This is a genomic window from Streptomyces sp. NPDC057617, assembly GCF_042800555.1.
Lineage (GTDB): Bacteria > Actinomycetota > Actinomycetes > Streptomycetales > Streptomycetaceae > Streptomyces.
Genome location: NZ_JBHVGV010000003.1, coordinates 104,936 through 128,538, shown reverse-complemented (window position 1 = coordinate 128,538; position 23,603 = coordinate 104,936). Strand labels below are relative to the sequence as shown.

19 protein-coding genes and 1 tRNA gene are annotated in these 23,603 nt (G+C 71.2%); 14 read left to right on the top strand and 6 right to left on the bottom strand.

Features of this window, described 5'->3' with window-relative positions; translation table 11 throughout:
* Positions 1 to 25 precede the first annotated feature (25 nt).
* Positions 26 to 784: an ABC transporter permease gene (locus ACFU9P_RS09510; RefSeq protein ID WP_376377277.1), complete on the bottom strand. Its 759-nt coding sequence runs from the start codon at positions 782 to 784 to the stop codon at positions 26 to 28.
* Positions 785 to 1,071: 287 nt separating this feature from the next.
* On the opposite strand from ACFU9P_RS09510, the gene ACFU9P_RS09505 reads away from it, so the two are divergent.
* The 3 genes from ACFU9P_RS09505 (at position 1,072) to ACFU9P_RS09495 (ending at position 4,675) form a co-directional block, all read left to right on the top strand.
* On the top strand, positions 1,072 to 1,554 hold the full coding sequence (locus ACFU9P_RS09505; protein WP_384078444.1) for a nitroreductase family deazaflavin-dependent oxidoreductase: 483 nt from the start codon (positions 1,072 to 1,074) through the stop codon (positions 1,552 to 1,554).
* A 511-nt stretch (positions 1,555 to 2,065) separates the two neighbouring features.
* The gene (locus ACFU9P_RS09500) at positions 2,066 to 2,719 is read left to right on the top strand and encodes an HNH endonuclease family protein (protein WP_376377273.1); all 654 of its coding nucleotides are present in this window, start codon (positions 2,066 to 2,068) and stop codon (positions 2,717 to 2,719) included.
* A gap of 177 nt (positions 2,720 to 2,896) precedes the next feature.
* On the top strand, positions 2,897 to 4,675 hold the full coding sequence (locus ACFU9P_RS09495; protein WP_384078443.1) for an alkaline phosphatase D family protein: 1,779 nt from the start codon (positions 2,897 to 2,899) through the stop codon (positions 4,673 to 4,675).
* A gap of 52 nt (positions 4,676 to 4,727) precedes the next feature.
* On the opposite strand, the gene ACFU9P_RS09490 is transcribed toward ACFU9P_RS09495, so the two are convergent.
* Positions 4,728 to 5,306, bottom strand: coding sequence for a TetR/AcrR family transcriptional regulator (locus ACFU9P_RS09490; RefSeq protein WP_376377269.1), 579 nt, complete (start codon positions 5,304 to 5,306; stop codon positions 4,728 to 4,730).
* A gap of 85 nt (positions 5,307 to 5,391) precedes the next feature.
* Between ACFU9P_RS09490 and ACFU9P_RS09485 the strand changes: the two genes are divergently transcribed.
* From ACFU9P_RS09485 to ACFU9P_RS09470, 4 genes are all read left to right on the top strand, one after another.
* Positions 5,392 to 6,273: an SDR family oxidoreductase gene (locus ACFU9P_RS09485; protein ID WP_376377387.1), complete on the top strand. Its 882-nt coding sequence runs from the start codon at positions 5,392 to 5,394 to the stop codon at positions 6,271 to 6,273.
* A 214-nt stretch (positions 6,274 to 6,487) separates the two neighbouring features.
* Positions 6,488 to 8,569, top strand: a complete 2,082-nt coding sequence (locus tag ACFU9P_RS09480; protein ID WP_384078442.1) for an FAD/NAD(P)-binding protein — start codon at positions 6,488 to 6,490, stop codon at positions 8,567 to 8,569.
* A 67-nt stretch (positions 8,570 to 8,636) separates the two neighbouring features.
* Entirely contained in the window at positions 8,637 to 9,083 is a 447-nt protein-coding gene (locus ACFU9P_RS09475; RefSeq protein ID WP_376377266.1) for a DoxX family protein, read from the top strand.
* Positions 9,084 to 9,292: 209 nt separating this feature from the next.
* Complete coding sequence (locus tag ACFU9P_RS09470; protein ID WP_384078441.1) at positions 9,293 to 9,964, top strand: DedA family protein; 672 nt, start codon at positions 9,293 to 9,295, stop codon at positions 9,962 to 9,964.
* 61 nt (positions 9,965 to 10,025) lie between these two features.
* On the opposite strand, the gene ACFU9P_RS09465 is transcribed toward ACFU9P_RS09470, so the two are convergent.
* Both ACFU9P_RS09465 and ACFU9P_RS09460 read right to left on the bottom strand, forming a co-directional pair.
* Positions 10,026 to 10,268: a DUF2277 domain-containing protein gene (locus tag ACFU9P_RS09465; protein WP_384078440.1), complete on the bottom strand. Its 243-nt coding sequence runs from the start codon at positions 10,266 to 10,268 to the stop codon at positions 10,026 to 10,028.
* Between the two features lie 45 nt (positions 10,269 to 10,313).
* The gene (locus ACFU9P_RS09460) at positions 10,314 to 11,354 is read right to left on the bottom strand and encodes a LacI family DNA-binding transcriptional regulator (protein WP_384078439.1); all 1,041 of its coding nucleotides are present in this window, start codon (positions 11,352 to 11,354) and stop codon (positions 10,314 to 10,316) included.
* 192 nt (positions 11,355 to 11,546) lie between these two features.
* Between ACFU9P_RS09460 and ACFU9P_RS09455 the strand changes: the two genes are divergently transcribed.
* The 5 genes from ACFU9P_RS09455 to ACFU9P_RS09435 all read left to right on the top strand — a co-directional run bounded on the left by ACFU9P_RS09455 (position 11,547) and on the right by ACFU9P_RS09435 (position 20,399).
* Positions 11,547 to 12,875 (top strand): ABC transporter substrate-binding protein, encoded by a 1,329-nt coding sequence (locus ACFU9P_RS09455; RefSeq protein WP_384078882.1) that lies wholly within the window; start codon positions 11,547 to 11,549, stop codon positions 12,873 to 12,875.
* Positions 12,876 to 12,886: 11 nt separating this feature from the next.
* On the top strand, positions 12,887 to 13,843 hold the full coding sequence (locus ACFU9P_RS09450) for a carbohydrate ABC transporter permease (RefSeq protein ID WP_376377258.1): 957 nt from the start codon (positions 12,887 to 12,889) through the stop codon (positions 13,841 to 13,843).
* Complete coding sequence (locus ACFU9P_RS09445; RefSeq protein ID WP_384078438.1) at positions 13,840 to 14,709, top strand: carbohydrate ABC transporter permease; 870 nt, start codon at positions 13,840 to 13,842, stop codon at positions 14,707 to 14,709. Before ACFU9P_RS09450 ends, ACFU9P_RS09445 begins: the two co-directional genes overlap by 4 nt.
* Positions 14,710 to 14,783: 74 nt before the next feature.
* Entirely contained in the window at positions 14,784 to 17,162 is a 2,379-nt protein-coding gene (locus ACFU9P_RS09440) for a beta-glucosidase (protein WP_384078879.1), read from the top strand.
* A gap of 618 nt (positions 17,163 to 17,780) precedes the next feature.
* Positions 17,781 to 20,399 (top strand): SpoIIE family protein phosphatase, encoded by a 2,619-nt coding sequence (locus ACFU9P_RS09435; protein ID WP_384078437.1) that lies wholly within the window; start codon positions 17,781 to 17,783, stop codon positions 20,397 to 20,399.
* A gap of 345 nt (positions 20,400 to 20,744) precedes the next feature.
* On the opposite strand, the gene ACFU9P_RS09430 is transcribed toward ACFU9P_RS09435, so the two are convergent.
* The gene (locus ACFU9P_RS09430) at positions 20,745 to 21,767 is read right to left on the bottom strand and encodes a helix-turn-helix transcriptional regulator (RefSeq protein ID WP_384078436.1); all 1,023 of its coding nucleotides are present in this window, start codon (positions 21,765 to 21,767) and stop codon (positions 20,745 to 20,747) included.
* 124 nt (positions 21,768 to 21,891) lie between these two features.
* On the opposite strand from ACFU9P_RS09430, the gene ACFU9P_RS09425 reads away from it, so the two are divergent.
* Together ACFU9P_RS09425 and ACFU9P_RS09420 are read left to right on the top strand one after the other, a co-directional pair.
* Complete coding sequence (locus ACFU9P_RS09425; protein ID WP_376377251.1) at positions 21,892 to 22,326, top strand: VOC family protein; 435 nt, start codon at positions 21,892 to 21,894, stop codon at positions 22,324 to 22,326.
* 41 nt (positions 22,327 to 22,367) lie between these two features.
* A complete protein-coding gene (locus ACFU9P_RS09420; RefSeq protein WP_384078876.1) occupies positions 22,368 to 23,498 on the top strand; it encodes a winged helix DNA-binding domain-containing protein in 1,131 nt (376 codons plus the stop codon).
* On the opposite strand, the gene ACFU9P_RS09415 is transcribed toward ACFU9P_RS09420, so the two are convergent.
* Positions 23,458 to 23,529: transfer RNA gene (locus tag ACFU9P_RS09415), tRNA-Val, on the bottom strand. The two genes, ACFU9P_RS09420 and ACFU9P_RS09415, sit on opposite strands and share 41 nt — an antisense overlap.
* Positions 23,530 to 23,603: the final 74 nt, after the last annotated feature.

The window sequence follows — 23,603 nt, the reverse complement described above, 5'->3', positions numbered from 1 at the left end:
GACGCGGTGAGCAGCACCTCGCTGTTCACCGCCTCTGCGGGTCTTCCGTTTCATCCCGGTTCAGCCGCCCCCTGGCGACCAGTTCCAGCACCGTACCCACCGCCACCGCCTGAACCGCCATCAGTGCCACCAGCACGAAGAGCTGTACCGCGCCCGCCTGTACGGGGGACGCGCCACCCAGGAGCATGCCGACGAAGGCGCCCGGGAGGGTGACCAGGCCGACCGTTCTCGTCTGGTCCAGGCCCGGCAGCAGCGCGTCCGCCGCCGCGGGCCGGGCCACCTCCATCCGGGCGTCCCGTTCCGGCAGCCCGAGTGCGAACCCGGCCTCGACCTCGCCGCGCCGCGCGTGCAGTTCGTCGAGCGCGCGGCGACCGCTCAGCACCGTCGCGGTGAGCGCGCCGCCGATCAGGATGCCGACGACCGGGATCACCGCGATGCCCTTGAGCGGTACGACGCCGGTCAGCAGCAGTACGGTCATGACGGGCGCCACCCCCGCCCCGATGGGCAGGGCGGCCCACCACCAGGTCCGGTTACGGGTGACCCGCCGCCCCGCGGTCCATACGGCGACGCCGTACATCAGCGCCACAAAGCCGAGCAGGGGCGCGACCGCCCCGATCACCCAGCCGATCACCAGCGAGACCGCGCCGAGCTGGACCGCGGCCCGTATCCCCGCGACCGCGATCTCACGGGCCCGCCCCAGCCGCGCGAACGCGGCCACGCCCACGGCCGCGACCAGCAGCAGCCCGAGCACGACCCAGAAGGTGACATCGACCCGCAGCAGCACGCCCCCAGCCTAAGTGGTCGGGTTCGCAAGTCCCTCGGGGTTGATCATGTAGCGGGCCCGGCGGAGGATTCTTCCTGGTGAGCGGCGGTGTGCCGGTCGAGTCCGGTCAGTAGACCGTCCAGGTCGGAGGTGGTCCCTGACCTGGGCGAGGTCGCCGGGTGCGACAGGCGGAACTTTGCCGTCCCACCTGAAGTTGTCGGCAGAGCGGGAAGGGCGGTCTCCCCTTCGCGCGGGGCTTGTGCTGGACTGTCCCGACATCATCCGTACACGACGATGGGGTGAATGCGATGCCTCTTGAGGGCGAGTACGAGCCGAGTCCGGCGCAGTGGGTGCGCGACCAGGTCGAGCTGTATGAGAGTTCGGGCGGCACACAGGGCACAACGCTCTGGGACACGGGCCTGCCGGTCGTCATTGTCACGATGCGCGGCGCGAAGAGCGGCAGGATCCGCAAGATTCCGCTGATGCGCGTGGAGCACGAGGGGCGGTACGCGGCGGTGGCCTCGAAGGGCGGCTTCCCGAGCCACCCGGTCTGGTACTTCAACCTCAAGACCGACCCGCGGGTGGATCTCCAGGACGGCCCCGAACGCCAGGGCATGACGGCCCGTGAACTCACCGGGGACGAGAGGGCCCAGTGGTGGCAGCGCGCGGTCGCCGCGTATCCGCCGTACGCCGAATACCAGGAGAAGACCGACCGCGTGATCCCCGTCTTCGTACTCGAACCCGAGCACCCGGCCGGGCCGGCGAACGCCCCGGCGCCGACGGGGAACTGAGCTCCGGACCCCACCCCCACCGGCCACGCACAGATCAAGACACCGGCCCCGGCCCGCTCGGCGCGTACGGCACCCCGGCACCCGGCACCCGGCACCCGGCACCCGGCACCCGGCCGACCCTGCACGTACAGCGCTCCGGCCCGTCGGCCCACCGCCGGCCCGGCGCGTACGGCATCCCGGCCCCGCCCGTCCGGGGCGTACAGCACCCCCGAACCCCGCGCCGTACCCCCGCGCCCCGCGCACCGCGCCGCGCCCCCGCGTGCGCAGCCGCCTCCGCAGCGTCAACTTTGCCCCGATTGAGGCGAGTTGCCCACCAGCCAGGAACTACCCGGCGGCCATAGCCTCTTGATGTGACGTGCTCATGTCGCCACCCTGTTACCTGGTACCCACCCCACGGAAACCCGCCACGACCACGATGGCGGCCGGATCCGCGCGATCTCGCGCGGCCCGGCCCGTACACCCCACCCCCCACACGGTCCCGTCAGCTTCCCCCCACCTCAAGGGAGTTCGCATGTCTGGTATCTACGCGCGTCGAATGCCCCGTATCGCCGTCCTCGCCGCTTCGGCCGCCCTCGCCACCGCCACCACCCTGCTCACCGCGCCCTCGGCGCAGGCGGCCATGCCCACCCCGGTCAGCGCGGCGACCGCCCGCAGCTACCTCGGCCAGCTCACCGTCCGGGCGGAAGGTTCCACCAGCGGTTACAGCCGTGACCTGTTCCCGCACTGGATCACCCAGTCCGGCTCCTGCGACACCCGCGAGGTCGTGCTGAAGCGCGACGGCACGAACGTCGTGCAGAACTCGAGCTGCCAGGCCACCAGCGGCAGTTGGTACTCCCAGTACGACGGCGCCACCTGGAGCGCCGCGTCCGACGTCGACATCGACCACATGGTGCCGCTCGCCGAGGCCTGGACCTCCGGCGCCAGCAGCTGGTCCACCTCGCAGCGCCAGTCCTTCGCCAACGACCTCACCCGCCCGCAGCTCATCGCCGTCACCGACAACGTGAACCAGTCGAAGAGCGACCGCGACCCGGCCGAGTGGCTGCCGCCGCGCACCGCGTACCGCTGCACCTATGTCCGCGCCTGGGTCCAGGTGAAGTACTACTACAACCTCAGCGTCGACTCGGCCGAGAAGAGCGCGCTCACCAGCGTCCTGAACGGCTGCTGACACCCGGCCACTGAGATCTGGCTGCCGACACCCGGCCGCCAGCGCCTCACCGACCCACTGCCGCACTGACCCGGCGGCTCGGCTCCCGGCCCTTCCCCGCCCCCCACACCGGCCGGGACCGCCTCCCCGCCCTCCTCCGCCGTTCCGTACCCTACGGTGCGACGGAGGAGGGCAATCATGACCGGACTGCGCCTGGGACCGCTGCTGCGGTACGTGGACTTCGGCGGCGGCGGTACGGCGAGCGTGTGGGTCGAGGCCGACCGGCCCGCCGAGGCCGAGGTCCGGTGCGCGGACGGCGCGTACGGAACGTCCCGTACGTTCCAGGTCGCCGGCCACCACTACGCGCTCGTCCAGGTGACCGGCCTCACCCCCGGCACCGCCACCACGTACGACGTGCTCCTCGACGGCCGCCGGGTCTGGCCGCCGGAGGACCCGGCCTTCGCGGCCTTCCCGCCGAGCGTGATCCACAGCCCGGACCCCGCAGCCGAAGCCGCGGAGCTGCGCGTCTCGTTCGGGTCCTGCCGGTGGGCGTCACCCGCGCAGGGCGAGCCCGATCCGATCGGCCCCGACGCGCTGGGCACCCTCGCCGGACACCTGGCGGCCGATCCCACGGCCGCCCGGCCCGACGTACTGCTCCTCCTCGGCGACCAGGTGTACGCCGACGAGACCTCGGAGGCGACCCGCGCCAAGCTGGCGGAGCAGCGCGATCCTGCCGAGCCGCCGGGCGCCGAGGTCGCGGACTACGAGGAATACACCTATCTGTACGACGAGTCCTGGGGCGACCCGGACGTACGGTGGCTGCTCTCCACCGTACCGAGCTGCATGATCTTCGACGACCACGACCTGGTCGACGACTGGAACACCAGCGCCGCGTGGCTCGCCGACATGCGGGCGACGCCCTGGTGGCAGGAGCGGGTGCTCAGCGGGCTGATGTCGTACTGGGTCTACCAGCACCTCGGCAATCTCTCCCCGGCGGAGCTGGCGGCGGACCCGCTGTACGCGGCGGTACGGGCGGAGCCGGACGGGACCGTACCGCTACGGCAGTTCGCCACCGAGGCCGACCGCGACCCGGCGTGTGTGCGCTGGAGCTACCGGCGCGACTTCGGCCGCACCCGGCTGCTGATGGTCGACTCGCGGGGCGCCCGGGTCCTGGAGGAGTCGCGCCGCGCGATGCTCGACAAGAGCGAGGAGCAGTGGGTGCGCGACCAGATAATGGACGGCCGCGCCACGGCCGGGCCCCCGGCGGACCGGGCCTCGGTGGCGCCGCTTCCGGCCGGGGCGGGCCCGTACCCGTCCGCAACGAGTCCGTCCGCACCGGGCTCGTACGTCACGGAGCCCGGCCCGTACGACCATCTCCTCATCGGCACCTCGCTCCCCTGGCTGCTGCCGCCCTTCATCCACGACGTGGAGTCCTGGGACGCGGCGCTCTGCCGGGGCGAACGCGGCCCGCGCTGGGCCCGGTTCGGGGAGAAGCTGCGGCGCGCGGCGGATCTGGAGCACTGGGCCGCCTTCCCCGCCTCGTTCGAGCGGCTGTCCGCCCTGATCGCGGAGGCCGGCCGCGGGCCCGGCGCCCCGGCGACGGTGTCCGTACTGTCCGGCGATGTCCACCACGCGTACGTGGCCGAGCCCACCTGGCCGGCCGACGCCACACCCGACGCGAGGATCCTCCAGCTCACCTGCTCCCCGGTCCACAACTCCGTCCCCGGCTGGATCAAGCTGGGCTTCCGCCTCGGCTGGAGCCGCGCGGCCCGTCGCCTGGGCCACTCCCTGACCCGCCACGGCCGGATCGGCGCTTCCGCGATGACCTGGCGTAAAACAGGCGGCCCCTGGTTCGCCAACCAGCTCATGACCCTGGCCTTGCGCGGCCGTTCAGCCGAGCTGACCCTCGACCAGGCCCGCACCGGCGCCACCGACGACGAGCTGACAACAGCAGAGAAGCGCTCTCTGACTCCCTGAACACCTGACCTCGAACGACGGGTGAGCCTGAACGACGGGTGGGTTTGCCCGGTCAGCCCAGCGACGCGCTCGCCGCGCGCAGCTCGTCCAGGGCCGCCAGGGCGTACCCGGCGAGTTCGTCCTTGCCGTCACGGTCGCCCTCGGACCATTCGGCGTACCCCCGTTTGAAGGCGAGGACGCCCAGCTCGCCCGCGAGAGCCGCGGTCGGACCGGGTACGCCGCGGGCGACCAGAGCGGCTGTCATCGCGGCCGCGAGGCTGACGCTTTTGAGGGCGTCCCGCTCCTGAAGTTCGGCGCTGGCGGCGACGGCCGCCTTCAAGCGAGGAGCGAGCTCGCGATTCATGGCGCCCATCGCGCTCGACGCGCGCTCAAGACCGGCAGCGACCGCCTCAAGCGCGCTGGCGTTGCCGGGCGCCTCGGCGATCCCCTCGGCCAGCAGCCGGCTCAGCGTCTCCTGTCCGGCCACCAGCAGCTCGCGCTTGTCGGGGAAGTGCCGGAAGAAGGTGCTTTTGGTGACTCCGGCGCGTTCGGCGATCTGCGCGACCGTCGTGGCGTCGTACCCCTGCTCGGTGAACAGGTCGACAGCAGCCACGACAAGGCGTTCGCGCGCGCCTGGTTCCCACCGACCCATGAGGCCATCATACGTGATGGGACTCTTGTCCCATCACCCTGCTATGGTGACGGGACAAGAGTCCCATCACTTGCGGGAGATCTCCATGCATGTCTTTGTCACGGGTGGCACCGGTCTGATCGGTTCCGCCGTCGTCGCCGAACTGCTCGGCAACGGCCACACCGTTCTCGCGCTCGCCCGTTCCGACGCGTCCGCGCTGGCCGCCGAGGCGGCCGGCGCCGAGCCGCTCCGGGGAGCCCTCGCCGACCTGGACGTCCTTCGCGCCGGCGCCGCCCGGGCCGACGGGGTGGTCCACCTGGCATTCGCCAACGACTTCAGCAGCCCCGACGCCCTCGCAGGGGCGATCGCCGAGGAAAGCGCCGCCCTCGCGGCCCTCGGCGAGGAACTCGTCGGCAGCGACCGCCCCTTCGTCACCGTCTCGGGCACGCCCTATGTGCCGGGCCGCGTCTCCACCGAGGCCGACCCGGTGCCGACCGAGGGGCCGGTCGGCGGTCGTGGCCGTGCGGTCACGGCGGTCCTGGGCCTGGCCTCGCGCGGGGTCCGGAGCACGGCCGTACGCCTGCCGCGCACGGTCCACAACCAGGGCACGGGCGGGTTCGCGGGAATGCTGGCCGGCATCGCGCGCCGGACCGGGGTGTCCGGCTACCCGGGCGACGGCGCACAGCGCTGGCCGGCCGTGCACGCGCTCGACGCGGCAGTCCTCCTCCGGCTCGCCCTGGAGACCGCGCCGGCCGGCACCGCCTGGCATGCCGTGGCCGACGAGGGGGACAAGGTGCGTGACATCGCCGCGGTCATCGGCCGGCGGCTGGGCCTGCCGGTCGAGTCGGTGCCGGCGGAGACCTACGGCCCTCTCGGCCCGATCTTCGCAGCCGACCAGCCCTCGTCCAGCACCCACACCCGGCAGGCGCTCGGCTGGGAGCCGAAGCACCCGCGCCTTCTGGAGGACCTGGAGAACATCCAGCCCTGACCGACGGCCGGGACATCGCGGCGCTTGCGGTCCCCCCCTGATCCCGGCATACGGACCGACACCCGCGGCGCCCCCCGGCACCCCTGACAGGGATTCAGTGATCATTCACACAAGGCGTGATCCTGGGCCCAAGGCTTCGGCTGCCGGGTCGGCAGCGGCATGATGATGCGGACCATCCGCTTCCCGTACCCCACATGCCCCGGGAGTCACAGTTTTGTCCGATGCACGGCCTCCCAAGTCCCGCTCATTCGCCGTCGTCGGCGCCGGTCCCCGCGGCACCTCGGTCCTGGAAAGACTCTGCGCGTCCGTGCCCGAACTGGCGCCGGACGCGCCGCTGACCGTTCATCTCGTCGATCCCGCGCCGCCGGGCGCGGGTCTTGTGTGGCGTACGGATCAGCCGGCCGAGCTGCTGATGAACACCGTGGCCTCGCAGGTGACCGTGTTCACCGACCCCAGCGTCGAGTGCGCCGGCCCGATACGTCCGGGTCCGAGCCTGTACGAGTGGGCCGCGAGCCGTTCCGAGGAGCGGCTCGGCCCCGACGAGTATCCGAGCCGCGCCTCCTACGGCCGCTATCTGGAGTGGGCGTTCCGCACAACAGTGGAGAACGCGCCGGAAAATGTGACGGTCGAGGTCCACCGGGCCCGCGCGATCCGCCTCGACGACGGTACGGATGATGGCGCCGATGGCTTGAACTCGCCCACCGATGCGTCCTGTTCAGCCGGTACCTCCCGCTCGTCCACCCCGTACCGGCCCTCCCAGACGCTTGTCCTCGACGATGGCACCGTGATTTCCGGCCTCTCTGCGGTGGTGCTCGCGCAGGGCCATCTACCGGTGGTTTCCGGCCAGACCCAGGCGACCCTCGCGCAGTACGCCGAGCGCCACCGGCTGCGCTATCTGCCGCCCGCCAACCCCGCGGATGTCGACCTGTCCGGGGCCGCGCCGGGCGAACCGGTTCTGCTGCGGGGCCTCGGTCTCAATTTCTTCGACCACATGGCGCTGCTGACGGCCGGCCGCGGCGGCATTTTCGCGCGGGACGCCGAGGGCGTTCTCGTATACCACCCGTCCGGGCGCGAGCCGCAGTTGTACGCGGGATCGCGGCGCGGAGTCCCGTACCAGGCGCGCGGCGACAACGCGAAGGGGCCGTCGGGGCGGCATCTGCCGCTCGTGCTGACCCCGGATGTGATCGCGGTGTTCCGCAAGCGCGCGGACGAGGGCGATCCGCCGGATTTCCTGGACGAGATATGGCCGCTGGTCGCCAAGGAGGTGGAGGCGGTCTATTACGCGACGATGCTCGGCGAAAGCGCCTCGGAAAGCACCTCACAGAGCACCCCGGAACCGGAAAGCGCCTCGCGAAGCGCCTCAGCGGGGCGGGGCCACACCCGCGGCCGCGACGACTTCCTCGACCGTTTCCTCGCCGCTCCCCACGGCAGCCCCCAGGAGTCCGCGGTCCTGGACGCCGCCGGGATCGCCCCGGACGCCCGCTGGTCCTGGGACCGGATCTCGCGCCCGTACCGCGGCGAGTCCTTCCGCGACCCGGCCGATCACCGCGCCTGGCTGCTGGCCCATCTGCGGCGGGACGCGGCCGAGGCGGCGCTCGGCAATGTCGCGGGCCCGGTCAAGGCGGCCCTGGACGTGCTGCGCGACGTACGGAACGAGGTGCGCCAGATCGTGGACCACGCCGGTCTCTCCGGATCGTCCCGGCGTGACCATCTCGACCGCTGGTACACCCCGCTCAACGCGTTCCTCTCCATCGGCCCGCCGCGCCGCCGTATCGAGGAGATGGCCGCGCTGATCGAGGCGGGGGTGCTCGATGTGATCGGGCCGCGCACGGCGGTACGGGCGGTGGACGGCGCGTTCGTGGCCGAGTCCCCCGATGTGCCGGGCTCCGCCGTACGGGCCACGACCCTGATCGAGGCCCGGCTGCCGGAACCGGATCTGAGACGGAGCTGCGACCCCCTGCTCTCACGCCTTCTGAAGACCGGTCAGTGCCGGCCGCACCGGGTCGGCGGTTACGAAACCGGCGGCCTGGATGTAACACGCCGTCCGTACCACCTGATAGGCCGCCAGGGGGAACCTCACCCACGGAGGTTCGCTCTCGGGGTGCCCACGGAAGGGGTGCACTGGGTGACCGCGGCAGGGGCGCGGCCGGGCGTCGACTCGGTGATGCTCGCGGACACCGACGCGGTGGCACGGGCCATCCTGCGCACTCCGGACATCAGGGTCACGGAAGAGCCGGCGGAAGACTCGGCGCGAAATGATCCACGGCAAAATGTTGAACTTGCAAGCATTGATTAGGTCTGCCTAACGTGAGGGGGAGCTTCTCATCGGTCCAGACCAATCGATCGAAGGAGTACTACCCCCCATGTACACACGCCTCAACCATGCCCAGCCGTACGCCATAGGGCTGTTCCGTATCGTCGTCGGGCTGCTCTTCGCCTGCCACGGAGCCGCCTCGCTCTTCGGCCTCTTCGGCAAGGACACCGTTTCCGCGGGCAGTTGGCCGGGCGGAATCGCCGCGATCATCCAGCTCGTCGGCGGCAGTCTCGTCCTGCTGGGCCTCGGCACCCGGGTGGCGGCACTGGTGTCCTCGGGCTCCATGGCGTACGCCTACTTCAATGTGCACCAGCCCGAGGGCCTCTTCCCCATGCAGAACAACGGCGAGCCCGCCGCCATGTTCTGCTGGGCGTTCCTGCTGATCGTCTTCACCGGCCCCGGCGCACTCTCGCTGGACCGGCTGTTCTCCTCGCGAGGCGCCGGCGGCGAGGGCGAGCGGGCCGGCCAGGAGCGGCGTACGGCGGTGCCCGCCTGAGCCTGAGCCTTGTACAGCCTTGTGGCACGCCCGCCCGCCGGCGACCGGACCGACTCCGTACGAGGTCCGGACGCCGGCGTCGTGCGACCCGCCCTCACTCTCCGTACCGCACAGGCGTACGCTGTACGACGGCAGCCGCCCTGCCGCTTCCCTGCGACCGCGGCACTGTCACAGGCGCGGGCGGGGAACGGGCGGGGAGAGTCGAGAAGGTGCTGGAAAGTCTGGGCGCGCTCACGGGCAGCCCATGGATCTACGCGGTCGTGGGTGTCTCCGTCCTGCTGGATGTGTTCCTGCCCGTACTGCCCAGTGGCGTCCTGGTGGTGACAGCCGCGACGGCCGCGGCGGCGGGCTCGACCACCGTCGCCGAGGCGGCCGTCGCTGAAGCGGCTGACCACATGGCGCAGGTGCCCGGTGAAGTGCCCGCCGATGTGCCCTCGCTGCTCATCCTGATGCTGTGCGCGGCCGGTGCCTCCGTGCTCGGTGATCTCTTCGCGTTCCGTATCGCCCGGCGCGGCGGCCGGCTGGGCCTGGCCATCACGCGCTCGCGCTGGCTGGCCACCGCGCAGGAACGGCTCGGGACCGCGCTCGCCGGGGGCGGCGGCATCCTCGTCGTCCTCGCCCGTTTCGTCCCTGCGGGGCGCTCGATCGTCTCGATAGGCGCGGGTGTGGCGCACCGCAAGGCACGGGAGTTCCTGCCCTGGTCGGCGCTGGCGGGCGTGGCGTGGACGGGCTACAGCGCGGGCCTCGGCTACTTCGGCGGCCAGTGGCTGGGCGCGAGCTGGACCGGCACGGCGGTGTCCGTGCTGGCGCTGTTCGCGGCGGGCGCGCTGGCGGCGTACATCGTCAAGCGCCCGGACCGGACCCCGGCCCCGGCCGCCTGACGGCTCGTACCCGCACTACGTACGGCGCGAAAGCACCCGTAAGTACGGCGATCAGACCGGCTCAGGCGCTCCCCGCCGCCGTACGGGCCTGGCCCACGCCCCGTATCTCGATGTCCCGGAGCAGCCGCGCGGTCGCCTCCGCGATCTCGTCGACGGCCCGGTCGAAGACCTCGCGGTTGTGCGCGGCGGGCGCGCGGAAGCCGGAGACCTTGCGCACGTACTGGAGCGCGGCGGCCCGGATGTCCTCCTCGGTGGCCTCCTCGGGGAGGACGGGCGGACGGAGAGTCTTGATGCTTCGGCACATGCCCCAAGTGTGAACCATGGGTACGACAACGCCCCCGGCCAGCCCTTAGTCCCCCGACGGACCCGACGGCCCCGGAGTCAGCCGCGCCGTGCTGTCCCGTACCACCAGCCTCGTCCCGAACTCGATCCGCGCGTCCGCCTGGTCCGACTTCCGCAGTCTCAGCAGCATCCGCGCCGCCTCCTCCGCCATCGCCACCAGCGGCTGGTCCACCGTCGTCAGCGCCGGGCTCGACCACTGCGCCAGCGGGATGTCGTCGTACCCCACCACCGACAGGTCCGCGGGGATCCGCAGCCCCAGCACCCGGGCCGCCTCCATCACCCCCATCGCCTGGAGGTCGCTGCCCGCGAAGATCGCGGTCGGCCGGTCGGGAGCGCTGAGCAGTTCCATCGCGTGCGTACGGCCCGACTCGACATGGAAGTCGCCGAAGCGCACCAGCTCAGGATCGACGTCGAGTCCTGCCATGCTCATCGCCGAGCGGAAGCCGTCGAGCCGCGCCAGCGAGCACATCATGTCCTCGGGCCCGGTGATCACCGCGATCCTGCGGTGGCCCAGCTCGGTGAGATGCCGGGTGGCGGCGAGCCCGCCCGCCCAGTTGGCCGACCCGACCGAGGGCACATCGGGCTCGGGATCGCCCGCCGGGTCGATGATGACGAACGGGATGGCCCGGGACCACAGCTTCTTCTTGAGGTCGTCCGGGAGCGTCGAGAAGACCAGCACCACCCCGAGCGGGCGGCGCCGCAGCACGCCCTCGACCCAGTCGGCGCCCGGGGAGTGCCGCGTGCCGGTCTCGGTGAGGACCACGCTCACCCCGGTCTCCTTGGCGATGTTCTGCACGCCTCTGATCAGCTCCATCGACCAGGTGCTGTCCAGCTCGTGGAAGACGATCTCGATGAGGGGTGCCTCGGGCGCGCCGGGCGCCGAGCGCCGGTACCCGTGCTCTTCGAGCAGCGCCTCCACCTTGACCCGGGTCGGAGCCGCGACATCGGGACGCCCGTTGAGGACCTTCGAAACTGTCGAGAGCGAAACCCCGGCTTGCGTAGCCACCTGGGCCAGGGTGACCCGGCCTGCACTCCTGTCATCACGCATGGACCGAAGGATAAGCCACCGGGAGTCACCGCAAGTCGGTAACGGTTTGGTCGCGCGACGACGGGGCTGTTGACCGGTCCGTGGAGGGGTTCTACGGTCACTCGCCAGAATACTTTCGGCAATGTGGCCGATACTTTCGAAAGGTCGAGAGGTCTGTCGATGAAGACAAGCGCAGCGACGACACGCGCACGGATGACACGCGGCCGGTTCTCGAAACGCGGCCGGCTCTCGAAGGCCGTCGCGGGCGGGGTGACGCTCGTCCTGGGGCTGAGCCTCGCGGCCTGCGGCGGTGGTGACAGCTCCGCCGGCGGCGCCGGGGAGTTCCATGTCCTGGTCTACGGCGACTCCGCGAACAAGGTGGAGAAGCAGATCGTCGACACCTTCAACAAGACCTCCGAGGTGAAGGCGGTCCTGGACACCGTTCCGGGCGCCGACTACCAGCAGAAGCTCCAGACCATCATCAACACCCCGCAGGCACCCGATGTCTTCTTCAACTGGGGCGGCGGCAGCATCCAGCCCTTCGTCAAGGCGGACCTGCTGCTGCCGGTCGACGACCTGATCGCCAAGAACCCCGGCGATCTCGGCGGCCTCAAGTCGAACTTCCTGCCGTCGGTGTACGACACGGCCAAGGTGGACGGCAAGGCGTACGGCATCCCCATGCGCGGCACCCAGCCCGTGCTGCTCTTCCACAACAAGGCGGTCCTCGCGGACGCCGGTGTGCAGCCGCCGAAGACCTGGGACGAGCTGCTCGACGCGGTGCGGAAGCTGAAGGCGAAGGGCGTCACACCCATCGCGCTCGGCGGCGGCGACCGCTGGCCCACCCTGATGTGGTTCGAGTACCTGTACGACCGGATCGCCGGCCCCGGACTGCTCCAGAAGGCCCTCTCCGGCGACAAGAGCGTCTGGGAGAGCGCCGACAGCAAGAAGGCGCTGAGCATGCTCAAGGAGCTGGTCGACTCCGGCGCGTTCGGCACCAACTACGACTCCGTGAAGTTCACCGACGGCGGCTCCGCGGCGCTGCTGGCGACCGGCAAGGCGGGCTTCGAGCTGATGGGTTCGTGGGAGTTCTCGACCCACCAGAACGACAACCCTGACTTCGCGAAGAAGGATCTCGGTTACACCAGCTTCCCGACCGTCGAGGGCGGCCAGGGCGATCCGGCGTCCGTCGTCGGCAACACCAACAACTTCTACTCGGTGCTCAAGCGCACGAAGCACGCCGACGACATAGCCAAGTTCCTGAAGCTGATGTACTCCGACGAGTTCGTCAAGGCGCAGCTCGCCATCGGCAATCTGCCCACCACCACGAACACCGCCCCCTTCCTGGACTCGGCGGACAACGCGGAGTATCTGAAGTACCAGTTCGACCTGGTCGACAAGGCGCCCTCGTTCCAGCTCTCCTGGGACCAGGCGTACCTCCAGACGAACGCCACGCCCCTGCTGACGGCGGTCCAGCAGTTCTTCAACGGGCAGATCGACGCCGACGGATTCATCAAGGCCATGCAGGCCCTGACCACGTCCTGAGGCCCCTGAGCATGAAATCCGATATGGCCGCCGCCCCCGGCACCGCCTCCGGTGCCGCCGCTGCCGCCCCCCGCGAGCGCCCGTCCGGCCGGACGGGCGTCAGCCGGCCGGGGGTGGGCTGGGCCCTGCCCGCCGCACTGTTCTTCGGCCTGTTCGCGATCGTGCCGCTGGTGCTGGTCGCCGTACTGTCCCTGACCCGCTGGGGCGGTCTGGGCGCCCCGGAGTTCGCCGGTTTCGACAACTGGGTCACGCTGTTCCACGACCCCGTGATGATCAAGAGCCTCTGGCTGAGTGTGCTGCTCACCGGGCTCGGTGTGCTGGTCCAGACCCCACTGAGCATTCTGCTCGGGGTCTGGGCGGCCGGTCCCCAGCGCAACAGGGCCGTGCTGTCCGCGGTCTTCTTCGTACCGCTGCTGCTGTCCGCCACGGCGGTGTCCGTGCTGTGGCGGGCGCTGCTCGATCCCAACTTCGGGGTGCCGGCGCAGGCGCGCTGGCTCTTCGGGGACGGCAATCTGCTGGGCGACCGTACCGGGGCGATCGGAGTGCTCGTGCTGGTGAGCGCCTGGCAGTTCACGCCGCTGCACGCGCTGATCTACCAGGGGGCGACCCGGGCGATCCCCGAGGTCCTCTACCAGGCGGCGGCGATCGACGGGGCGGGGACCGTACGGCAGTTCTTCCACATCACGCTGCCGCAGCTCCGCAACTCGATCATCACGTCCGTGATCCTGATGGTGGTCGGCGGGCTCACCACCTTCGACACCGTGCTGATCCTCACCCAGGGCGGGCCCGGCACCGACACCACCATCAGCGCCTACTACATGTACACAAAGGCCTTCAAGAGCTTCGACTTCGGCGCCGGAGCGGCCATCGCGCTGCTGCTGGTCGTCGTCGCGACCATCATCTCGCTGGTCGTGGTGCGGGTTTCGGGCTACGACAAGATGGCCGGCACGAAGGACGGCCTGTCATGAGCCGTACGAACGAGACCAGGCGCGCACAGCGCGCCACGCGCCCGATCGGCCGCCGCACCCCCAACTACCTCGCCGGGCTGGGCGTTCTGCTCTGGCTCTGCGTGGTCGCGCTCCCGCTGTACGTGATGCTCGGCGCGAGCGTCCAGTCCCGCGCCGAGTACGGCAAGGGCGGCCCGCTCTCCTTCCCGGACTCCTTCACCTTCTCCAACTACGCACAGGACTTCTCCAACGGCTTCGGCCGCTACTTCCTCAACACCATGGTCGTCACCGCGAGCGTCGTCGGCATCGTGCTGCTTCTCGTACCGCCGCTGGCCTTCGCGATCGTACGGAACCGGGGCCGCGCCACCTCCAGTGTGTTCCGGCTCTTCCTGCTCGGTCTCGCCATCCCGGCGCAGGCCGTGATCGTCCCGATGTTCTATGCGATCAGCAAGGCGGGGCTGTACGACAACCTCATCGGTGTCATCCTGCCCACCGCCGCCTTCGCCCTGCCCGTCTGCACGCTCATCCTCACCGGCACCATGCGGGACATCACGGATGAGCTGTTCGAGGCCATGGCCATCGACGGGGCGAGCACCCGGCGGGTCTTCTTCCAGTTGGTCGTCCCGCTGTCGAAGAGCGGTATCGCGACCGTCGTCGTGTTCTCCGCGCTCCAGGCGTGGAACGGCTTCCTCTTCCCCCTCGTACTGACCCAGTCGGAGGAGACCAAGGTGCTCACCCTGGGCCTGTACAACTTCCAGACCCAGTACGGAATCGACATCCCCGGGCTGCTGGCGGCCGTGGTCCTGTCCACGCTGCCCGTCCTGCTCGTCTACCTGTTCGCCCGTCGTGCCCTGGTCCAGGGGCTGATGGGCGTGGGAGGAAAGTGACCCACCACACCGCGATCACCGAGCGCGACCGGCAACGCGACCGCGCGGAACGTATCGCCCACCTGATCTCCGCCATGACCCCGGAGGAGAAACTCGCCCAGCTCTACGGTCTGTGGGCGGGGGCCTCCGCCGACGGCGCCGAAGTCGCCCCGCACCAGCACGACATGGACCGTCCGCCCTCGCTCGGCGAACTCCTCCCCACCGGACTCGGCCAGCTCACCCGGCCGTTCGGCACGGTGCCCGTCGATCCGGCGCTGGGCGCGCTGTCCCTGATGCGCACTCAGGAACGTATCGTCGCCGCCAACCGGTTCGGCATACCGGCCATGGCCCATGACGAGTGCCTCGCCGGCTTCGCCGCCTGGGGCGCCACCACCTATCCCGTCCCGCTGTCCTGGGGCGCGGCCTTCGACCCGGAGCTGGTACGGGAGATGGGCGGCGCGATCGGCCGCGACATGCGGTCGGTCGGGCTGCACCAGGGGCTGGCGCCCGTCCTCGATGTGGTGCGCGACGCGCGCTGGGGGCGGGTCGAGGAGACCATCGGCGAGGACCCGTATCTGGTGGGGACCGTCGCCACCGCCTATATCCAGGGCCTGGAGTCGGCGGGGATCGTCGCGACCCTCAAGCACTTCGTGGGCTACTCCGCTTCCCGGGGCGGGCGCAATCTCGCGCCGGTGAGCATGGGCGCCAGGGAGCGGGCGGATGTGCTGCTCCCGCCGTTCGAAATGGCCGTACGGGAGAGCGGCGTACGGTCCGTCATGCACGCCTACACCGACACCGACGGGGTGCCGTGCGCGGCCGACGAGGAGCTGCTGACCGGGCTGCTCCGGGACACCTGGGGCTTCAAGGGCACGGTGGTGGCCGACTACTTCGGTGTCGCCTTCCTCAAGACCCTGCACGGAGTGGCCGCCGACTGGGGCGAAGCCGCCGCGGCGGCCCTGACGGCGGGTGTCGACATCGAACTGCCCACGGTGAAGACCTTCGGTGAGCCGCTGCGGGACGCGCTCGCGTCCGGGCTGGTGCCGAAGGAGGTCATCGACCGCGCGCTGCTCCGGGTGCTGACCCAGAAGGCGGAGCTGGGGCTGCTCGACCCGGACTGGAGCCCGGTGCCTCCGGCGCTGGCCGGGCACACGTCGTACGACACCGATCCGCTGCGCGGCACGGTCGATCTGGACTCCGCCGCGCACCGGGCCATCTCGCGCCGGCTCGCGGAGCGGTCGGTGATCCTGCTGCGCAACGAGGGGACGCTGCCGCTGGCGGTGCCGGAGGCCCGTACGGAAGACGGCGCGGGCGGCGTGGGGGGTGCGGGCGGCTCGTCCGGCGCGGGCGGCTCGTCCGGCGGCTTCCGGATCGCGCTGATCGGGCCGCAGGGCGACACCCCCACCGCGGTCCTGGGCTGCTACTCCTTCCCGGTGCATGTCGGCGCCCAGCACCCGGATACCCCCGCCGGTATCGAGCTGCCCACCCTCCGGGAGGCCCTCACCGCCGAGTTCCCCGGGGCCGAGATCGTCACCGTCGCCGGAACGGGCATCGACACGTACGACACCGGCGGTTTCCCGGAGGCGGTACGGGCGGCCCGCGACGCGGACGCGGTGATCGTCGCCCTCGGCGACCGCGCCGGGCTCTTCGGGCGCGGTACGAGCGGGGAGGGCTGCGACGCCGAAAGCCTCGATCTGCCCGGTGTGCAGGGGCAGCTCCTCGACGCCCTGCTCGACGCGGTCAGCGGCAGGGGCACCCCGCTGGTGGTGACCCTGCTGGCCGGACGCCCGTACGCGCTCGGCCGCGCCGCCGAGGAGGCCGGGGCGATCGTGCAGTCCTTCTTCCCCGGGCAGGAGGGCACGCCGGCCGTCGCCGGGGTGCTCAGCGGCCGGATCAACCCGTCGGGCCGGCTGCCGGTGAGCGTCCCGCGGCTGCCGGGCGCCCAGCCGTCCACCTATCTGGCGGCGCCGCTGGCGCGGGCCAGCGAGGTGTCCAGCATCGACCCCACCCCGGCGTTCGCGTTCGGGCACGGTCTGACGTACACCTCGTTCGACTGGTCGGACCTGGTGGCGAGCGGCTCGGCCGGTACGGACGGCTCGCTGGAGCTGTCCTTCACCGTCCGCAACACCGGGGACCGGGCGGGCGCCGAGGTCGTACAGCTCTATCTGCACGATCCGGTCGCCTCGGTCGTCCAGCCGGTGCAGCGGCTGATCGGGTACGTAAGGATCCCGCTGGAGGCGGGCGAGCGAGCCGCGGTCGCGGTGACCGTACCGGCCGATCTCGCGTCCTTCACCGGGCGGGACGGACGGCGGATCGTCGAGCCGGGCGAGCTGGAGCTGCGGCTCGGGGCGTCGAGTACGGACGTACGGCTCACCGCCACCGCCACCCTGACCGGTCCGGTACGGCGGGTCGACCACACCCGGGAGCTGCACGCGCGGTTCACGGTGGGCCGGGAAGGGGGCGAAGGGGCGGCCTGACCGCTCTTCCCGTTGTGTGCCTGCCCGTCCTCCGTCCGCGCTTGTCATGTCCTCCTGTCGTCCCTGTGGCCACCCCACGGCGCAGGCGACAGCGTGACGAAGGACGGGCAGGTCTTCAGTCGTCACCTCCGTCACGTCCGTCACGTCGTTGTGCCGTCAGATCCACGACGGGGATCCGACGACGGGGATCCGCCACCGGGACCGAGGTGAGATCTGCCACAGGGACCGGTCCGGGATCCGCGCCGGGACGCGTACGGGACCGGTGAGCGGACCCGTACAAGACCCGCCGGGATCCGTGGCGGACCGGTACGGGACCCGCGCCGGACCGCCCGGATTTCCCGTCGGGATCCGTACGGGACCCGCGCCGAGCCGCCCCGGATCCGCGACCCGATCCGTTGCCAGGACCGCTCGCCTTGTGAAGACAGGCGGTGTAGATGTAGGTACATGACCCGACATACGGGTCGATCCTGGGCTCGGGTCCTGTCTGCCCACTCCGACCGGCGCCCACGGAGTCGGCGGCCTCATGACCCGAGCGGCGGCACAGCCGGGTGGCGAGGGAAGTTCCAGCGCCTGACCCCGCGCATGCCGTCGGGGGGGCGTGCCACGTCATGGCTGAGAATGCGCACCGTCGCCGGACAGGTCTTCGTCCTGCAACTGCTGATCGTGCTGCTGCTCATCGGCGCCTCGCTGATCTCGCTCGTCGTGCTGTCCCGGCACGACAGCTCGCAGGAGGCACGCAACCGCTGCCGCGCCGTCGCCACGTCCTTCGCGAACTCACCGGGCATGGTCAAGGCCCTCCGCTCACCCGACCCGACCACGGCTCTCCAGCCGCGCGCCGAGGCGGTCCGCAAGGCCTCGGACGTCGACTTCGTCGTCGTCATGACCACCAAGGGGATCCGGCTCACCCACCCCAATCCCGAGCGCATCGGCGAGCACTTCATCGGCACCATCGGGCCGTCCCTGAAGGGCCAGACCATAACCGAGACCGTCCCGGGCACCCTCGGCCGCTCGGTAAGGGCGGTGACCCCGATCAAGGACGCCAACGGGAAGGTGGCCGGCCTGGTGTCGGCCGGGATCACCGTCGACAGGGTCAACAGCCTCGCCAACCACGAGGTCCCGCTCCTCCTGGGGGCCGCCGGCGCCTCCGTCGTCCTGGCCACGGGCGGTACGGCGCTGGTGAGCCGTCGGCTGCGGCGTCAGACCCACGGTCTGGACCCCATCGAGATGACACGGATGTACGACCACCACGACGCGGTCCTGCATGTCGTACGGGAAGGAGTACTCATCGTCGGCGGCGACGGCCGGCTCGTCCTCGCCAACGACGAGGCGATCCGGCTCCTCGGTCTGCCCCCGCGCCCGGAGGGCCGTCATGTCACCGATCTCGGCCTGGACCCGGAGATGGCCGGTCTGCTGGCCTCGGGGCGGGTCGCCAGCGACGAGGTGCTGTCCACCGGGGACCGGCTGCTCGCGGTGAACAACCGTTCCACGGACCGCAACGGCGGCCCGCCCGGCAGCGTCGCGACGCTCCGCGACTCCACCGAACTGCGCGCGCTCTCCGGTCAGGCGGAGGTGGCGCAGAAGCGCCTCAAGCTGCTGTACGACGCCGGGGTCGAGATCGGCACCACCCTCGATGTGACGAGGACCGCCGAGGAACTGGCCCGGGTGTCGGTCCCGCGCTTCGCCGACTTCGTCACGGTGGACCTGGCGGAGGCCACCCTGAGCGGCGAGGAACCGGCGGGCGCGAGCAACCGTACCGAGGTACGCCGTACCGCCATCGTCGGCATCCGCGACGACCATCCGTTCTACGAGCTGGGCACCCTTATCCTGTTCCGTCCGGACACCCCGCAGGCCTGGAGCCTGGAGCACGGACGAGGAGCGGTCGAGCCCGATCTCCGGCTGGCCGCCGGCTGGCGGGCCCAGGACGCCGAGGTCAGCGCCGGGATCATCGCGTACGGCGTGCACTCCATGGTCACGGCGCCGCTGCTGGCGCGGGGCGTTCTCCTGGGGGTCGTCAATTTCTGGCGTACGGAGCAGAGCGAGCCCTTCGAAGAGGAGGACGTGTCGCTCGCCGAGGACCTGGCCAACCACGCGGCGGTCTGTATCGACAACGCGCGCCGCTACACGCACGAGCACACCATGGCGGTGACCCTCCAGCGCAGCCTGCTCCCGCAGGTGCTGCCGGAGCAGAACGCCCTCGATGTCGCGTACCGGTATCTGCCCGCGGAGGCGGGCGTCGGCGGCGACTGGTTCGATGTGATCCCGCTGCCCGGCGCGCGGGTGGCGCTGGTGGTGGGCGATGTCGTGGGCCACGGTCTGCTGGCGGCGGCGACGATGGGCCGGCTGCGTACGGCGGTCCACAACTTCGCCTCGCTCGACCTGCCGCCCGACGAGATCCTCTCCCTGCTGGACGAGCTGGTCGCCCGTACCGACCACGACGAGGGCACCACCGACGGCGGCACCGGCACGGTGGTCACCGGGGCGACCTGTCTGTACGCGATCTACGATCCGGTGACCCGGCTCTGCTCCATGGCCCGGGCCGGCCATCCGCCGCCCGCGCTGGTCGGTACGGACGGGAGCGTGGAGTTCCTCGATCTGCCGGCCGGGACCCCGCTGGGCCTGGGCGGGCTGCCGTTCGAGACGGTGGAGCTGCGGCTGCCCGAGTCCAGCCATCTCGTGCTGTACACCGACGGGCTCATCGAGGACCGCAACCGCGAGATCGACGCCGGCCTCAGCCTTCTGCGCACCGCCCTGGCGCACCCGGCCCGGGGCCCGGAGGAGACCTGCTCGGCGGTGCTCGACGCGCTGCTGCCGGTGTGCCCGAGCGACGACATCGCGCTGATCGTCGCCCGTACGCGCGTCCTCCCGCCGGACCGGATCGCCGAGTGGGAGGTGCACCCGCACCCCTCGGAGGTCGCGCGGGTACGGGCCGAGGTGCTGCGGCGGCTGACGGAGTGGGACCTGGACGAGGTGGCGTACACGACGGAGCTGATCCTCAGCGAACTGGTCACCAATGCGATCCGCTACGCCACCGGCCCCATCCGCGTCCGCCTCCTCCGCGACCGCACCCTGATCTGCGAGGTCTCCGACTCCAGCAGCACCTCCCCCCACCTCCGCTACGCCAAAGCGACGGACGAGGGCGGCCGGGGCCTGTTCCTGGTGGCCCAGTTCACGGAACGCTGGGGTACGAGGTACACAACGGCAGGCAAGGTCATCTGGGCGGAACAGTCACTGCCGTGAGACAAATTCAAGCCCGTCCGGACGGCGGTTTCCGCACGGTGCCGACCGGCAATTCAAGCCCGTCCGGACGCCGGATCTCCGCACGGTGCCGACCGGCAAATCAAGCCCGTCCGGACGCCGGGTCTCCGCACCGTGCTGGCCGGCAATTCAAGCCCGTCCGGCGTTTGAGGACGGAACGGCCAGCCCGGACGCCGGGTACGCACACGGTGCCGGCCTGCAAATTCAGCCCGTCCGGCGATTGAGGACGGAACCGGTGCCCCCGGTGCCGGGTGCGCAAAATTCAGCCCGTCCGGCGATTGAGGACGAAACCGCCCGCCCCGGCGCCGGGTGCCCCTCCAGCGCGGCTCACGTCGTGCCGGGCCGCGCCCGATGCGGCACGGCCCCCGCCGCATCCGCATAGCGCCGCGCCAGACAGGCAAACGCCTCCCTCAGCTCAGACGGCCCCACAACCTCAATCCCCGCATCGAACCTGCCGATCGTCGCCGCCAGGCCCACCCACGACCACGCCCCCAGCACAAGCCGGCACCTGTCCGGCCCCAGTTCCTCGACGACCCCGTCGCGCACATAGCCGGACACCGCGTCGGCGGGCAGATCGAGGATCACCTCACCGCGGCACGGCCAGCCGCCCGAGCCCTCGGAACCCTGAAACCTGCCGACGACAAACGCGGCCACGTCGCCCCCGGGCAGTTCACGCGGGGTGAAGCGGGGCCCCGTCGGGATACGCGGGACGATCCGGTCCGCGCGGAACGTACGCCAGTCCTCACGGTCGAGGTCCCAGGCGACGAGGTACCACCGCCCGCCCCAGGTCACCAGATGGTGCGGCTCCACCCGGCGCGGCGGAGCCCCGGCAGGCTCCTCGACACCGGCTCCCGCCGTGGGCGCGCGGGTGTAGTCGAAGCGCAGCACCTCACACGCGTGGACAGCCGCGCTGAGCGCCACGAGCACACCGCTGTCGACCCGCGGCGCCGGCCGGGCCGCGGGCCGCTCGACCGCGGTGACCTGCAACGTATCGATCCGGCGGCGCAACCGTGCCGGCATGACCTGCCGGACAGTGGTCAGCGCACGCGCCGCCGCTTCCTCGATACCCGCGCCGGTGGTCGTGGCGATCTGGAGCGCGACCGCGAGGGCCACGGCCTGCTCGTCGTCGAACAGCAGCGGCGGCAGCTCCGTACCCGCGTCGAGCCGATACCCGCCGTCCGGCCCCTTGACCGCGACCACGGGATAGCCGAGTTCGCGCAGCCGGTCCACATCGCGACGCACCGTACGCGGGCTGACCTCCAGCCGCTCGGCCAGCAGCGCCCCCGGCCAGTCCCGGCGTGCCTGGAGCAGCGAGAGGAGTGACAGCAGCCGCGCTGAGGTCTTCTGCATGAACCCCATACTGCCCAGAGAAGCGGTCACAACCTGACCGCTTCTCCTGGAACTGTCGTCATCGAGCAGGGCCGAGAAGGCCGAAGACTCCAGCGACGAAGTTTCCAGCGACAGGGAGCCAACCATGTCCGTCAAAGCCGTGACCCATCTGAACTTCCGGGGCGACGCCCGCGCAGCGCTCACGTTCTACCAGTCCGTGTTCGGCGGGAACATGACCGTGGTCACGTACAAGGACACCGGAAACGTCCAGGACCCGTCCGAGGCCGACCAGGTGATGTGGGGCCAGGTGGCCGCCGACAGCGGTTTCGGCGTGATGGCCTACGACGTGCCCTCGCACCTGCCCTGGCACCAGGGCGAGAACGCGTTCTTCGTTTCGCTCCGCGGCGAAACGGGCGAATCGGCCGAGGAGGTCACCGCGTACTGGGAGAAGCTCTCCGACGGCGCGGCCGTCCTGCGCCCGCTGGGCCCCGCGCAGTGGGCGCCCCTCTACGGAATGCTGAGGGACCGGTTCGGCGTCACCTGGGTCGTGGACGTCGTCAGCGAATACGACGCGTCCTGACCGGCACACGGACACGACACGACGCGAATCGACACGACCCGATGACCGTTCTCAGCACCCGGGCGCTCAACCGCGCCACGCTCGCCCGGCAGTTGCTCCTCGACCGCGCCGACATCCCGCTCCTCGACGCCGTCGCGCACCTCGGCGGTCTGCAGGCACAAGAACCGCAGGAACCGTTCACCGGGCTCTGGTCCCGGCTGCGCGCGTTCGACCCGGCGGCGCTGGACGGCCTGCTGACCGGGCGGAGCGTCGTACGGACCCACCTCATGCGCCGCACCGTCCACCTCGTCACCGCCGACGACGTCCTGGCCTGGCGGGCCCGCCACGATGCCATGCTGCGCCAACGGGTGCTCGGGACCTACCGCCGCGAACTCGACGGGACCGACCTCGCCGAACTCGCCGCGGCGGGCCGGGCGGTCATGGCCGACGGCGAGCCGCGCTCGATGACCGAACTCGCGCGGGCGCTCGCCGACCGCTGGCCCGCGCCGGGCCCGCGGGCACTGGGCGAAATGCTGGTCGCCGCCCTAGTCCCGATGGCACAACTGCCGCCGCGCGGGCTGTGGCGTACGAGGGCGGGAGTCCGCAACGTACCGCTCTCGTCCTGGCTGAGCCGCGAGATCGACCCGCCGGCCACGGACGGCTCCGACCCGGTGGGCCAGACGCTGGTACGGCGCTATCTGGCCGCGTTCGGACCCGCCGCCTCGGCCGACCTGCGCGCCTGGTGCGGCCTCGCCGGACTCCCGGCCGCGGTCGCCGCGATACGCGAGGAGCTGGTCACCTTCCGCGACGAGCACGGCCGCGAACTGCTGGACCTGCCCGACGCGCCACGCCCGGACCCCGGCACACCCGCCCCGGTGCGGTTCCTGCCGGCGTTCGACAACGCGATCCTCGGCTATCACGACCGCAGCCGGATCATCGACGCCCCTCACCGCGGCCTGTCGGTCACCGGCGCCCGCATCGTCCTGGTCGACGGCCGCACCGCCGCGACCTGGACGGTCGAGGCCGGCACCGTAACGGTCACCCCACTGCGCGCCTTCACCCGCACCGAGCACACCGCCGTCACGGAGGAGGCCCAGAGCCTGGCATCGTTCCTGTCCGACAACGACAGCGACCGCGTACTGGTCAAATCGGTGGGCGCGGACGGTTTCGAACCGCCGACATCTGCTTTGTAAGAGCAGCGCTCTACCCCTGAGCTACGCACCCGTTGACGAGGGAACAGCGTACATGGCACAGGGGGCCGGGCCGCAAACCCAGGGGCGGGGGCCGGCTGCCGAGGG